Annotated in this window: 12 protein-coding genes; 7 read left to right on the top strand and 5 right to left on the bottom strand. The window is 61.7% G+C overall.

Going from position 1 to position 12,524, the window contains the following annotated elements; genetic code table 11:
- Positions 1 to 982: IS110 family RNA-guided transposase (locus tag ABHR75_RS04525; RefSeq protein WP_346963747.1), on the bottom strand; the 982-nt coding region annotated here is incomplete at its 3' end.
- A 446-nt stretch (positions 983 to 1,428) separates the two neighbouring features.
- Here ABHR75_RS04525 and ABHR75_RS04520 point away from each other — a divergent pair.
- From ABHR75_RS04520 to ABHR75_RS04490, 7 genes are all read left to right on the top strand, one after another.
- On the top strand, positions 1,429 to 2,367 hold the full coding sequence (locus tag ABHR75_RS04520; RefSeq protein ID WP_138112858.1) for a phosphate ABC transporter substrate-binding protein: 939 nt from the start codon (positions 1,429 to 1,431) through the stop codon (positions 2,365 to 2,367).
- Between the two features lie 24 nt (positions 2,368 to 2,391).
- Positions 2,392 to 3,300 (top strand): phosphate ABC transporter permease subunit PstC, encoded by a 909-nt coding sequence (pstC, locus tag ABHR75_RS04515; protein WP_138112856.1) that lies wholly within the window; start codon positions 2,392 to 2,394, stop codon positions 3,298 to 3,300.
- Complete coding sequence (gene pstA, locus ABHR75_RS04510; protein WP_175406058.1) at positions 3,293 to 4,219, top strand: phosphate ABC transporter permease PstA; 927 nt, start codon at positions 3,293 to 3,295, stop codon at positions 4,217 to 4,219. The genes pstC and pstA overlap by 8 nt, the downstream gene beginning before the upstream one ends.
- Positions 4,216 to 5,088: a phosphate ABC transporter ATP-binding protein PstB gene (pstB, locus tag ABHR75_RS04505; RefSeq protein WP_217495625.1), complete on the top strand. Its 873-nt coding sequence runs from the start codon at positions 4,216 to 4,218 to the stop codon at positions 5,086 to 5,088. Before pstA ends, pstB begins: the two co-directional genes overlap by 4 nt.
- A 163-nt stretch (positions 5,089 to 5,251) precedes the next feature.
- A complete protein-coding gene (locus ABHR75_RS04500) occupies positions 5,252 to 7,108 on the top strand; it encodes an ABC-F family ATP-binding cassette domain-containing protein (protein WP_138112852.1) in 1,857 nt (618 codons plus the stop codon).
- Between the two features lie 6 nt (positions 7,109 to 7,114).
- Positions 7,115 to 7,885, top strand: a complete 771-nt coding sequence (locus tag ABHR75_RS04495) for a Cof-type HAD-IIB family hydrolase (RefSeq protein WP_138112850.1) — start codon at positions 7,115 to 7,117, stop codon at positions 7,883 to 7,885.
- Between the two features lie 182 nt (positions 7,886 to 8,067).
- Positions 8,068 to 8,457 carry a metal-dependent transcriptional regulator gene (locus tag ABHR75_RS04490; protein ID WP_006235431.1) on the top strand — a complete coding sequence of 130 codons (390 nt, stop codon included), beginning with the start codon at positions 8,068 to 8,070 and terminating at the stop codon, positions 8,455 to 8,457.
- A 279-nt stretch (positions 8,458 to 8,736) separates the two neighbouring features.
- Here ABHR75_RS04490 and ABHR75_RS04485 read toward each other — a convergent pair whose 3' ends face one another.
- From ABHR75_RS04485 to ABHR75_RS04470, 4 genes are all read right to left on the bottom strand, one after another.
- Positions 8,737 to 10,689, bottom strand: coding sequence for a heavy metal translocating P-type ATPase (locus ABHR75_RS04485; protein ID WP_195568742.1), 1,953 nt, complete (start codon positions 10,687 to 10,689; stop codon positions 8,737 to 8,739).
- A 100-nt stretch (positions 10,690 to 10,789) separates the two neighbouring features.
- Positions 10,790 to 11,008 (bottom strand): cation transporter, encoded by a 219-nt coding sequence (locus ABHR75_RS04480; protein ID WP_117583778.1) that lies wholly within the window; start codon positions 11,006 to 11,008, stop codon positions 10,790 to 10,792.
- Positions 11,009 to 11,071: 63 nt separating this feature from the next.
- Entirely contained in the window at positions 11,072 to 11,437 is a 366-nt protein-coding gene (locus ABHR75_RS04475) for an ArsR/SmtB family transcription factor (RefSeq protein WP_117639712.1), read from the bottom strand.
- Positions 11,438 to 11,856: 419 nt separating this feature from the next.
- The gene (locus tag ABHR75_RS04470; RefSeq protein ID WP_346963746.1) at positions 11,857 to 12,495 is read right to left on the bottom strand and encodes a hypothetical protein; all 639 of its coding nucleotides are present in this window, start codon (positions 12,493 to 12,495) and stop codon (positions 11,857 to 11,859) included.
- Between the last annotated feature and the right edge of the window lie 29 nt (positions 12,496 to 12,524).

The raw sequence follows: 12,524 nt of genomic DNA, 5'->3' as shown, positions 1-12,524 counted from the left end.
CCTTCCTCCCGTGCATCCTCACCTCGAGCGGGACGCCGCTGCCCTTGGGCATCAGCTTCGGTTGGTGGCTCGCTTGGACGTAGCTCCAGGACCCCTCGACGGCCAGCCTCCTGACGAGCGCGTTGCCGGCCCCGCTGATCCCGCCGAGGCGCACGGAGTCCGCGCTCGACCTCTGCTTCGGGGCGAGGCCGAAGTAGGACGTCACCTGCCTGCCGGAGCGGAACCTCGAGAAGTCGCCGACCTCGGACGCGAAGGCGGCGGCGAGCGCGAACCCGCACCCCTTGATCGACTGGAGCGCCTCGACCTCCGCCGAGAGGCGGCCCGCCGCGACGGCGGCCCTGTACTCGGCGAGGAGGTCGTCGCGCGTCTCGGCGGCCGCCTCGACCTCGTTCCTCAGCGCCGCAAGCGCCCGGATGCCGCCGTCGTCGGCGGGCCGGACCTTGTCGAGCCACCTGAGGAAGTCGTACGTCCAGTACCTCCGGGGGTTTCCGGCCGGCGTCGTGCCGCCGTAGGCGTAGCCACGGCGGGCCAGGAACGCCAGGAGCCGCTGCTTCGCCGCCGCGAGCCTCGCGGTCGCCGCGTCGTGGGCCCCGGCGAGGTCCCTGAGCCCCTCGATCTCGGGGGACGGCACCCATACCGGGGAGATATCGTGCGACAGTATCGCCTTGGCCATCCTGGCCGCGTCGTTGCGGTCGTTCTTGGACGAGAAGTCTGCCGCCGACCTCGGGACCTTGGAGACGGCCGCGACGACGCAGTCGACGCCGAGCCCGGAGAGCTCCCTCTGCGGGGCGAAGCCGAGGTAGCCGCTCTCGTAGGCGGCGAGCGACGGGCCGGGGAAGCCCGACATCCACTCCGCGACCTCGCCCCAGGGGTTGCCGCGGAACCTCCTCGTCACGGCCTCGCCCGTCTCCGCGTCGAGCGCGCAGACGGTGGTGGACCTGAGGTGTACGTCCATTCCGAAGGCGGTAGAATATCTAGGCACGGGAGCCTCCCAACCTCGTTGCGGCGCGGCTGCGCCTCTGGCACTTCAACAACATTGTCGCAGCCCCGACCCGCGGTCACGAGCGGGGGCTCCTGTCGTTTCCGTGCCCCTGGATTGGGTCATAGTGTCTGACTTATGCTCAACCTGTGGGGTTTCCAAGGTAGTCCTTGGGGACGTTCTTAAATGACTAGTCAAACAAGAACGTCCCCAACGACTAGTCGTTTAAGAACGTCCCCAACAACTACCTTCCTCTGGTGTAAAAGGTGCGCCATGTTCGGCGCTGGATTGTTATTCGTTTGTAAAGGCCGTGCTGCGCTTGCGGTAAGGGTCTATCAGATGCCCGTAAAAAACCGCAGTTGGCGCGGGCACTGCCCGATCGAGGCCGTATCTTTCCAAACAGCAAAGCGGGCAGGGTGCCCGCGAATCGCATGTATGAAAGGAAGATCATGCTCGATCAGGCTTATTCTCGTCGTCAGTTCCTCGGCCTCGCTGGTGGTCTTGCCAGCATCGTCGGTCTCGGTCTCGTTGGGTGCGGCGGCTCCGGCGCATCCGATGCCGCCGACAAGGGTAGCGCCGCTGCTGCCGAGTCCGTCTCCGGCGAGGTGACCTACGACGGTGCCTCTTCGTTCCAGGCTCTCGTCGAGGCCGCTGCCGAGAAGTTCATGGACGCCAACCCCGATGTCTCCGTCTCCGGCTCGGGTAACGGTTCGGGCAAGGGCCTGACCGCTGTCGCCGCCGGCACCGTCACCATCGGTAACTCCGACGTCTTCGCCGAGACCAAGCTCGAGGCCGACCAGGTCAAGAACCTCGTCGACCACGAGGTCGCCGTCGTGGGCATGGGCCCCGTCGTTTCCAAGAACGTGACGGTCGACGATCTGTCCCTCGAGCAGCTCAAGGGCATCTTCTCTGGCCAGATCACCAACTGGAAGGAGGTCGGCGGCGACGACGCTACTATCGTCGTTCTCAACCGCAAGGCCGGCTCCGGTACCCGCGCCACCTTCGAGGCTGCCGTCTTTGGCGACGAGGCTGTCGACTTTAAGGGCGACGCCGAGCTCGACAAGTCCGGCGACGTTCAGACTCAGATGGGCAGCACCGACAATGCCATCTCCTACCTCGACTTCTCGCACTTCGATGACTCCAAGTTCAACGCCATCAAGGTCGAGGGCGTGGAGCCCAAGAGCGCAAACGTCACCGACGACTCCTTCAAGATCTGGGCTACCGAGCACATGTACTGCTCCAAGGACGCCGACGAGGCCACCAAGGCCTTCCTGGAGTTCATGCTTTCCGACGACGTCCAGGGCAAGCTCGTCGAGGAGCAGGGCTTCATCCCCGTCTCTGCCATGAAGGTCGTCAAGGACGCCAGCGGCAAGGTCTCTGCTAAATAAGTAATCGCCCCGGAAAGGTTTGCAATGGCAAAACAGCTGCCAAAGCGCGACCTTGAGAACGTGGGCCTGGGCGTCACGGGCGCGTGCGTAGCGCTCGTGACGCTTGTCGTGGCCGCGCTCATCTTTATGGTCGCCCAAAAGGGCCTCTCGGCTTTTGTCAAGGACGGCGTCTCGGTCGTCGAGTTTTTCACCGGCACCAAGTGGGACCTGGCCAACACAGCCGAAAACGGTCTGCCTTACACCGGCGCCCTGCCCCTGATTGTCACCTCGTTTGCGGTCATGGTGCTCTCCACGCTCATCGCGCTGCCCATCGCCATCGGCTCCGCCATCTTTGCGGTCGAGATCCAACCCAAATTTGGTTCCAAGGTCTTTCAGCCGCTTATTGAGCTTTTGACCGGCATCCCCTCGGTCGTCTTTGGCCTGATCGGTTTTCACGTGGTCGTCGGTCTTATGAAGAGCGTTTTCCACGTGAGCACGGGCCTGGGCATCTTGCCCGGCGCCATCGTGCTGGCGGTCATGATTCTGCCGACGATGACCACGCTTTCGGTCGATGGCCTGCGCGCCGTGCCCGACGGCTACCGACAGGGCTCGCTCGCGCTGGGCTACACCCGCTGGCAGACCATCTGGCACGTGGTGCTCAAGTCCGCCATGCCGTCGCTCATGACCGCGGTTATCTTGGGCATGACCCGCGCCTTTGGCGAGACGCTCGCCGTGCGCATGGTCATCGGCGGCATCGAGGCCATGCCGACGTCGCTGCTGTCGCCGGCTTCGACCATCACCACCACGCTCACCACGTCCATGGCGGTCTACGCCGAGGGCTCGGCCCAGGACGACGTCCTGTGGGCACTCGGTCTGCTGCTGATGGGCATGAGCCTCATCTTCATCCTGATCATCCATCTCATTGGCCGCAAGGGGGCGAAGGCTCGTGGCTAGCACGCGCATCCACATCGACGAGGCGAGGCTCGGGCGTGTCCAAAAGCAGGATCGCATCGCCACGGGCGTGCTGACGGCGATTGTCGCCATCGTCATGCTCATCGTCATCTCCATGGTGGCCTATATCCTGTTCGAGGACATCTCGACGCTGTTCCAGCCGGGCTTTCTCACAGAGCCGTCGCGTGCCAACGGAACGCAGGGCGGCGTGCTCTACCAGCTGTTCGACTCGTTCTACCTGCTGCTGATCACTCTGATCATCTCGGTGCCCATCAGCCTAGGCGGAGCGGTCTTCCTGGTTGAGTACGCGCCGAACGGCCCTATCCGCGACATCGCCTCTACCGCCATCGAGACGCTGTCCTCGCTGCCTTCCATCGTCGTCGGCATGTTTGGCTTCCTGGTGTTCTCGGTGCAGCTGGGCTGGAAGTACTCCATCATCTCCGGCGCCGTCGCGCTCACCATGTTCAATATCCCCATTCTGGTGCGCGTGATTCAGCAGGCGCTCGAGGACGTGCCACAGGCCCAGCGCGATGCATGCCTGGCCATGGGCCTTACCCGCTGGGAGGCCACGCTGCACATCCTGATTCCCGAGGCCATGCCCGCCATCGTGACCGGCATCGTGCTTTCGGCCGGCCGCGTCTTTGGCGAGGCCGCGGCGCTGCTCTTTACCTCGGGCATGAGCTCGCCGGTGCGTCTGAACTTCTTGAGCTTTAACCTGTCGAGCCCCACCTGCGCCTGGAACGTGTTCCGCCCCGGTGAGTCGCTCGCCGTGCACATCTACAAGATCTATGGCGAGGGCAGCCCCGAGGCCCAGCAGATCGTTTGGGGCACCGCGGCGCTGCTGATGATTTGCGTGCTGCTGTTTAACGTAGTCGCCCGTATCGTGGGCAAACAACTGGCAAGGAAGATGACGGCCGAATGAGCGAGATAAATGCAACGCCCGCAACTGAGGCGGCATCGTCCGAGACCCAGGACTTTTTGTCGAGCGTGGGGGAGAGCGAGAAGCGCGTGCGCGCGAGCGGCAAGGCCGTGAGCGACGAGGTCGTGCTCTCCACCAAGGACGTCAACGTGTACTATGGCGACCACCATGCACTGCACAATACGTCGCTCGACTTTCACAAGGGCGAGATCACGGCGCTCATCGGGCCTTCGGGCTGCGGTAAGTCGACCTTCTTGCGTAGCCTCAACCTCATGAATCGCGAGATTCGCGGCTGCCGCGTGGAGGGCGAGATCAACTATCGCGGGCGCAACGTGAACACCAAGACCGAAAACACCTACGAGCTGCGCCGTTCCATTGGCATGGTGTTCCAGCAGCCCAACCCGTTCCGCAAGTCCATTCGCGACAACATCACGTTTGCGCCTAGGCGCCACGGCATCACCGACCGCGACGAGCTCGACCGCATGGTCGAGGAAAGCCTGCGCGGCGCGGCGCTTTGGGACGAGGTCAAAGACAAGCTCGACAAGAGCGCCTACGCGCTTTCGGGCGGCCAGCAGCAGCGTCTGTGCATCGCGCGCACGCTGGCGCTCAACCCCGACGTGATTCTGTTCGACGAGCCCTGCTCGGCGCTCGACCCCATCTCGACGCTGGCGATCGAGGACCTCATGTCATCGATCGTGGCCGACCGCGCCATCGTTATCGTGACGCACAACATGGAGCAGGCGTCGCGCGTGTCCAACCGCACGGCGTTCTTCTACATGGGCGATATGGTCGAGTACGACGAGACTGACGAGATTTTCCAACGGCCCAAGGATAAGCGGCTGAATGATTACCTCACCGGCATGTTCTCCTAGTCCGGGACATGCTTGAGGCCCGCGGCGGCCACGGTTGCCACGGGACTGATTGGAGAGGCGGGTCATCTCTTTTGGGAGATGGCCCGCCTTTTTGTGTCGTGTGCGGCCCGCCTTTTCGCTGCTATTATGGACAACGTTGAATTTCTACGAAGGAGCAGGGCATATGGCGATTCTTTTGGGATGCGATTCCGTCAGCCTAGAGTTTCCCACCAAGCATATTTTCGATAGCGTGACGCTCGGCGTGGGCGAGGGCGACCGTATTGGTATTGTCGGTAAAAACGGCGACGGCAAGTCGACGCTGCTGAGCGTGCTCGCCGGCACGCTGGAGCCCGACGACGGCCGCGTGACGCATCGTCGCGGCACCACGATCGGCCTGCTCGGCCAAAAGGACCAGCTTGTCGACACCGACACCGTGCACCATGCCGTCGTGGGCGACACGCCCGAGTATGAGTGGGCGTCGAGCCCCCGCACGCGCCAGATCCTCGCCGGTCTCATTAGCGATGTGCCCTGGGAGGGCACGGTGGGCGAGCTTTCGGGTGGCCAGCGCCGCCGCGTGGACCTCGCGCGCCTGTTGATCGGCGACTACGACGTGCTCATGCTCGACGAGCCCACTAACCATCTGGACATGCGCACCATCAACTGGCTTGCACGCCATCTTAAGGCTCGCTGGCAGCGCGGTCAGGGCGCCATGCTCGTGGTCACGCACGATCGCTGGTTCTTGGACGAGGTCTGCACCAGCATGTGGGAGGTCCACGACGGCCAGGTCGATCCCTTCGAGGGCGGCTACTCCGCATATATCCTGCAGCGCGTGGAGCGCGACCGCATGGCCGCCGTTACCGAGGAGCGCCGTCGCAACATGGCGCGCAAGGAGCTCGCGTGGCTGAGCCGCGGTGCCCAGGCTCGTTCCACCAAGCCCAAGTTTCGCGTGGATGCCGCTCGTGAGCTGATCGCCGACGTGCCGCCCGTGCGTGACGAGCTGGAGCTCAAGCGCCTGGCCGTGAGCCGCTTGGGCAAGCAGGTTATCGATGTGGTCGACGTGGATGCCGGCTATGCCGATACCGACGGCGCGCCCAAGCAGGTGCTCACCGATGTGACCTGGCTCATTGGTGCGGGCGACCGCTATGGCCTTTTGGGCGAGAACGGCGCCGGTAAGTCGACGCTGCTCGACGTGATCCAGGGCAAGATTGAACCCACGCGCGGCCGCGTGAAGATTGGCCAGACAGTGCGCTTTGGCGTGCTGTCGCAGCAGCTCGAGGAACTCAAGCCCTACATGGGCGACACGATCCGCGAGGTGCTCGGCAACTATAAGAAGTACTACGTCATCGACGGCAAGGAGACTTCGCCCGAGAAGCTCTGCGAACGTCTGGGCTTTACGACGCAGCAGCTCTGGAGCCGCATCGGCGATCTTTCGGGCGGCCAGCGCCGTCGCCTGTCGCTGTTGCTGACGATTCTGGACGAGCCCAACGTGCTCATCCTGGACGAGCCGGGCAACGACCTGGATACCGACATGCTCGCGATTGTCGAGGACCTGCTGGACGGCTGGCCCGGCACGCTGATCCTGGTGACACACGATCGCTTTTTGATGGAGCGCGTGACCGACCAACAGTGGGCACTGCTCGATGGCCATCTGACGCATATGCCCGGCGGCGTGGACCAGTACCTGCGCCTGTGCAACGCTACCGCCGAGGGCGAGCCCGTGGGCGCGCCGAGCGCTAAGACCGGCACGTTCGACACCGGTGCGGCGGCTGCTGCCGACAAGCCCAAGTCGAGCGGTCAGCCCAACGGCCTTTCCAACGCCGAGCGTCAGAAGCTCCGCCGCGAGGTGAGCTCGCTCGAGCGCAAGATGGAGACGCAGCGCGCCCGCGTGGAGGAGGCCGAGGCCGCCATGGCCCAGGTCGATCCCACCAACTACACGGCGCTCGGCGAGCAGCAGGCAAAGATCGACGAGGCTCACGCCGCCATGGACGAGCTGGAGATGGCGTGGCTCGAGGCGAGCGAAAAGCTCGAGGGCGAGGAGTAGGCGAGAATGATCAAAGCCGCGTTTTTCGATATCGACGGTACGCTGCTGAGCTTTAAGACCCACCGGATTCCGGCGTCGGCGCAGCAGGTGCTCGACAGCTTTCGCGAGCAGGGGATTGCGTGCGTGATCGCCACGGGCCGTCCGACCTACCAGATGCCGGACTGGCTGTTCGACCTGGGCTGGGATGCGTACATTACGCTTTCGGGCCAGCACTGTTTTGATGCCAAGGGCGTCTACCGCAGCTGCCCGATCGATTCGGACGACGTCGCGGTGATTGTGGACCAGGTGGCGCAGGGGCGCTATGACTCGCTGTGCATGCAGGGCGAGAACTCGTTTGTGAACCGCCTGTCCGAGCGCGTGGTGACGGCTGGCAGCAACGCTGGAATCGTCTACCACGAGGAGCCGTTTGAGCACGCCTTTGACGCGCCGGTCTACCAGTTTTGCGCCTTTGTGGACCCGGCCGACGAGCATATCGTGACCGATGCCGTGTCGCATTCGCTCACCACGCGCTGGTGCGACCTGTTCTGTGACATTATTCCGGCTAACGGCGGCAAGGACCTGGGCGTGGCGGCGACGCTGGAGCGCCTGGGCATCGACGCGAGCGAGGCGATTGCCTTTGGCGACGGCGAGAACGACCTGTCGATGTTCTCGGCCGTGGGCACAAGTGTGGCCATGGGCAACGCGCAGGAGACCGTGAAGGCCGCAGCGACCTACGTAACGACCGCCGTGGACGACGATGGGATCTACAACGCCGCGAAGTACTTTGGACTGCTATAGTTGCGGCTCGGCACTTGGGGACACTCCTTGCGGGGCGTGTTCCCATTTTGTTTTCGTCCCGCTCGTTTTGTGAAACACGGCTAACTTTTAGGCAAAGTAGTAAGACATGGGCAACTTTTGCGGTAAAGTAAGCCGTGGAAAGTATCCAAAGGCTAACTAGCAATCATCGCGAAAGGCGGCCCATGGCCCTACGTGAATCCGGAGAAGACTATCTCGAATCGATCTACGTTCTGTCGGAACGCCAGGGCATCGTGCGCTCGATCGACGTTGCGGAGTACCTCGGCGTAACCAAGGCGAGCGTTTCCAAGGCCATGGCGACGCTGGAAAGCAACGGCTATGTCGAAATGGGCAAGCGCGACGTTCATCTGACGGAGCGTGGTCTGGAGGTCGCTCGCCAAATGTGGGAGCGTCACTGCTTTTTCGTGGGGCTGCTGGAGGATGCGGGTGTTTCGGCTGAGGTCGCGTCGCAAGAGGGCTGCCACATGGAGCACTGCCTGAGCGAGGAAAGCTTCGAGAAACTGAGGGCGATGCTGAACCGGGGCGAGGCGACGGGCCAAGCGGCGGAATCCTAACGAACCCCCAGTAGCGCGGAGTTCGCGCAAAGCGCGAACCAGCGACCGGGACCAGCGGTCCTTTCGGCCAAGTCCATTTCAGCAAAGGAACCCCGCCAGCAAGCGATGCCCAAGAACTGCCACCTACGTCACCGCAGGCCGGGGCCGGGTTTGGTTTTGAAAACACTCCACAGCGCGAGGCCCGCCTTTCCGTTGCTCCGCAGGAGCAGGAAAGACGGGCCTCATGCGCGAGGACGTTTTCAAAACCAAGCCCGGTCCCGGCCGGACAGCCCACGAACGCTACAGGTTCTTGACACCCATCGCGCGCATGGCATTCAGGATGGCGATAATCGCCACGCCCACGTCGCCGAACACAGCAAGCCACATGTTGGCGATGCCCAGTGCCGCAAGCACCAGAATCAGCAACTTAATGCCCAGCGCAAAGATGATGTTCTGCCAAACAATCGACATGGTCTTGCGCGCCACGCGGATCGCGCGGGAGATGTTGGACGGCTTGTCATCCATGAGCACGACGTCCGCCGCCTCAATTGCGGCGTCCGAGCCCATAGCGCCCATGGCGATGCCAACGTCTGCGCGGGTAAGCACGGGTGCGTCGTTGATACCGTCGCCTACAAAGGCGAGCTTGCCCTTGCCCGATTCTGCTGCAAGCAGCGCCTCGACACGCTCGACCTTATCACCCGGTAACAGCTGCGCGTGGAACTCGTCGAGACCGAGTTGCTTGGCTACAGACGCCGCAACCTCCTCACGGTCGCCCGTGAGCATGACGGTGCGCTTGACGCCGGCGGCGTGCAGGTCGCGAATCGTTTGCTCGGCATCGGTCTTTATGGTGTCGGCAATTACGATGTGGCCGGCGTACGTATCATCGACCAGCACGTGGAGGATGGTGCCGACGATCTCGCAATTGGGCGCTTCGATACCGGCCACAGCAAGCATCTTTGCGTTGCCGACGATGACGCGCTTGCCGTCGATAATCGCCGTCACGCCATGGCCCGCGTCATTGGTGGAGTCGCTTACGCGTTTGGGATCGAGCTCGCCCTGGAAGGCGGTGCGTACCGACTGCGCGATGGGATGGTCGGAGAATGACTCGGCAAGGGCCGCGACTTCGAGCAGCGACTGCTCGGTATAGCCTGCCTCGGGGTGTACCGCCACGACCGAAAACGTGCCGTTGGTGAGCGTGCCGGTCTTGTCAAAGACGACGGTGTCCACATCCGCGAGCGTCTCGAGGTAGTTAGAGCCCTTGATGAGGACGCCCAGCTTGGATGCGCCACCGATGCCGCCAAAAAAGCTGAGCGGCACGCTGATCACGAGCGCGCATGGGCAACTGACGACGAGGAAGGTCAGGCCGCGCAGGATCCAGTCGGACCAGGCGCCGGTGACCAAGCCACCGCCGAGCGCGAGTACCGCGGCCGCGCCGGTGACAGCGGGCGTGTAGACGCGGGCGAAGCGCGTGATGAAGTTCTCGGTGCGTGCCTTCTTCTCACTAGCGTTTTCTACGAGCTCCAGGACGCGCGCGACGGTGGACTCGCCAAAGGGCTTGGTGGTGCGCACGTGGAGGAGACCCGTCATGTTGATGCAGCCGCTGATGATATCGTCTCCAGTTTTGGCCGGGCGGGGGACCGACTCTCCGGTAAGGGCGGCGGTATCGAGCTGTGTCTCGCCCTCGACGATGACGCCGTCGATAGGCACGCGTTCACCGGGCTTGACCACGATCACGGTGCCGACGGCGATGTCATCGGGGAAGACCTGCTCGAGTGTGCCGTCGGGCTGCTCGACGTTAGCGTAGTCGGGCGCGATGTCCATCATGGCACTGATCGACTTGCGGCTCTTGCCCACGGCGTACGCCTGAAACAGCTCGCCGACCTGGTAGAACAGCATGACGGCGGCGCCTTCGGCCATGTGCGGGTCGGTATCGGGGAAGAGCACCATGGCAAACGCGCCGATGGTCGCGACGGCCATGAGGAAGCTCTCGTCGAAGGCCTTGCCGCGGCGGATGTTATTGAATGCCTTTTGCAGTACGTCGTAGCCGGCAATCAAAAACGGCACGAGGAACAGCACAAAGCTGGCGTAGATGTCGCCCGGGGTGCCGAATGCGGCGGTAAGGGTGCCGAACTCATCGAGGGCGTACACCACGGCAAAAATGCCCAGCGCTACCAGGATGCGGTTGCGCTTATGCTCGAGTGATTCTTTTTTCTTGCGCTTCTTCTTTTTCTTTTTGGGGTCGGCGGTGGCCATGACTCGTATCCTCCCATTTGAATGTATGAACATTCGCTCATATAATTTCGCGAGCAAAGGCCGCAGCAAGCGCGGCCTTGCAGGTTGGCGTAAACCTGGGCTAGAGAATAATCTCGCAGTCCGGCTCGGCGTCGGCGGTGAACTCCACAACGCGGTCGAGGACCTCGTCGAACTCGGCGTCATCGGCCTCGAGCGTCAACTTCTGGGTCATAAAGTTGACGGACACGGATTTGACGCCCTCGAGCTTGGCCAGCTCGTCCTGAAGCTCGCGCGCACAGTTGGCGCAGTCGATCTCATCGAGCTTAAACTGCTTTTTCATGGTGGGTTCCTTTCCCTGTATTTGCGGCTTGGGTGCAGGCCGCGCTGGTACCGTGGTTGGCTGCTATTCGCAGATGTGGCTCATGCCCTGGTTGAGCATGGTGTAGACGTGGTCGTCGGCGAGCGAGTAGAGGATATTGCGCCCGTCGCGCCGGAATTTAACCAGGTGCGACTGCTTGAGTGTGCGCAGCTGGTGCGACACCGCGGACTGCGAGGTCGCGGTCGCCTCGGCGATGTCGGCCACGCAGAGCTCGCGGCCCATGAGGGCGTAGAGGATCTTGATGCGCGTGGTGTCGCTGAAGACCTTGAACAGGTCGGCAAGGTCGTACAGCAGCTCCTCGTCGGGAAGGTCCTCGGGCGAGCAGGTGGTGGGGATCGCGGGTTCGGTGGCCTCGATGTCGGGTTTCGTTTCATCAACGCGGATGCTCATTGCAATATCCTTTCATATGAACATGCGCTCATATAATTTACTTTCGATTATATGAGTGTATGTTCATGTGTCAATGACGTTCAGGTAATTCGTTGCACAAAATGATGGGGAATAGTGGACGAGATCCCGGACTGAGCGGTTTTGATAGCCGATGCCGGGGTGGGTGCCCCTGAGCCGTGCAAAAAATGGAGTATTCTGCAACTATAGGGGGTCTGTTAATTTATTGCAGGTCATATAATGCAGTTCAAGAGTTATCTTAGGGTGTTAATCCGATGAGTTCTTCCTCAAATGTTGCCTAACGCTCTCACGCAAGAGTGATTTCGCTTCACATTTGGATCCACTCGAGGGTGATAGACACCCGACCCTGCTGAATACTCGCAATTTTGCACATCGCTAGGGTACCCACCTTGTTAGCCGGTCTAGCTTCCGGCCCCGAAGATCCTGCCCTCGGGCGCGAGGCTGCTTGTTTGAGCAAATGATGGGCTGTCGATTTTGACTGTTTGCATGTCATCGATTGCCGGCGCTTCGTTAATCGTTGGATCATCCAACGTAGTGCCTTCGAGCATTGCTTTTTCGAGGTCGATTCGTTGACGATCTTCGGAATCCTGGCGAAGCTGCTTCTGAATTCGCTTTTTCTCTTCTATAAACCTTCTGAGCACAAACTGTCTCAGGTCCTCTTGCATGATTTGAAAGTCTTTTGGCAGACGCGAGGGGCGTACGCCCTCTTTCCGCTGGATTGCTTCCATGACCCTAACGAAAGAGCTGGCATGCATAAAGGAATAACGACTGACGGTGATGATTCCGTACCCCATGGACGCAAGTGCATTCTTGCGCTCCTCATCGATGGCGCGGTCTTCTTCCGCGTCATGATAAAAACCGTTGTATTCAATGTCTGTGCGAGATTTCTTTAGATACGCATCCATAAAGAACTTTTTGCGTCTCGTGAGATTCTTTGCGGCAGCGGTGACCTGTACCTCGTAATCGGTCTCAATTCCCTTAATACCAAGCCCTCCTTCGCTTTTGGGCAGCGTTAGAATCATGACAAAGGCTGTTTCCATAGGAGACCGGCATCCGTCGCGTACACATG

It is taken from the genome of Collinsella aerofaciens (genome assembly GCF_039752955.1).
GTDB lineage: Bacteria > Actinomycetota > Coriobacteriia > Coriobacteriales > Coriobacteriaceae > Collinsella > Collinsella aerofaciens_BI.
Note: the sequence above shows the minus strand (reverse complement) of the source record. Positions and strands in the feature narration are given on the sequence as shown.

Bases quoted from the DNA above. Each gene is read 5' to 3' on its own strand.
- ABHR75_RS04480 (WP_117583778.1), bottom strand. From the start codon at position 11,008: ATGAAAAAGCAGTTTAAGCTCGATGAGATCGACTGCGCCAACTGTGCG.
- ABHR75_RS04490 (WP_006235431.1), top strand. From the start codon at position 8,068: ATGGCCCTACGTGAATCCGGAGAAGACTATCTCGAATCGATCTACGTT.
- pstB (WP_217495625.1), top strand. From the start codon at position 4,216: ATGAGCGAGATAAATGCAACGCCCGCAACTGAGGCGGCATCGTCCGAG.
- ABHR75_RS04475 (WP_117639712.1), bottom strand. From the start codon at position 11,437: ATGAGCATCCGCGTTGATGAAACGAAACCCGACATCGAGGCCACCGAA.
- ABHR75_RS04500 (WP_138112852.1), top strand. From the start codon at position 5,252: ATGGCGATTCTTTTGGGATGCGATTCCGTCAGCCTAGAGTTTCCCACC.
- ABHR75_RS04520 (WP_138112858.1), top strand. From the start codon at position 1,429: ATGCTCGATCAGGCTTATTCTCGTCGTCAGTTCCTCGGCCTCGCTGGT.
- ABHR75_RS04485 (WP_195568742.1), bottom strand. From the start codon at position 10,689: ATGGCCACCGCCGACCCCAAAAAGAAAAAGAAGAAGCGCAAGAAAAAA.
- pstC (WP_138112856.1), top strand. From the start codon at position 2,392: ATGGCAAAACAGCTGCCAAAGCGCGACCTTGAGAACGTGGGCCTGGGC.
- ABHR75_RS04495 (WP_138112850.1), top strand. From the start codon at position 7,115: ATGATCAAAGCCGCGTTTTTCGATATCGACGGTACGCTGCTGAGCTTT.
- ABHR75_RS04470 (WP_346963746.1), bottom strand. From the start codon at position 12,495: ATGGAAACAGCCTTTGTCATGATTCTAACGCTGCCCAAAAGCGAAGGA.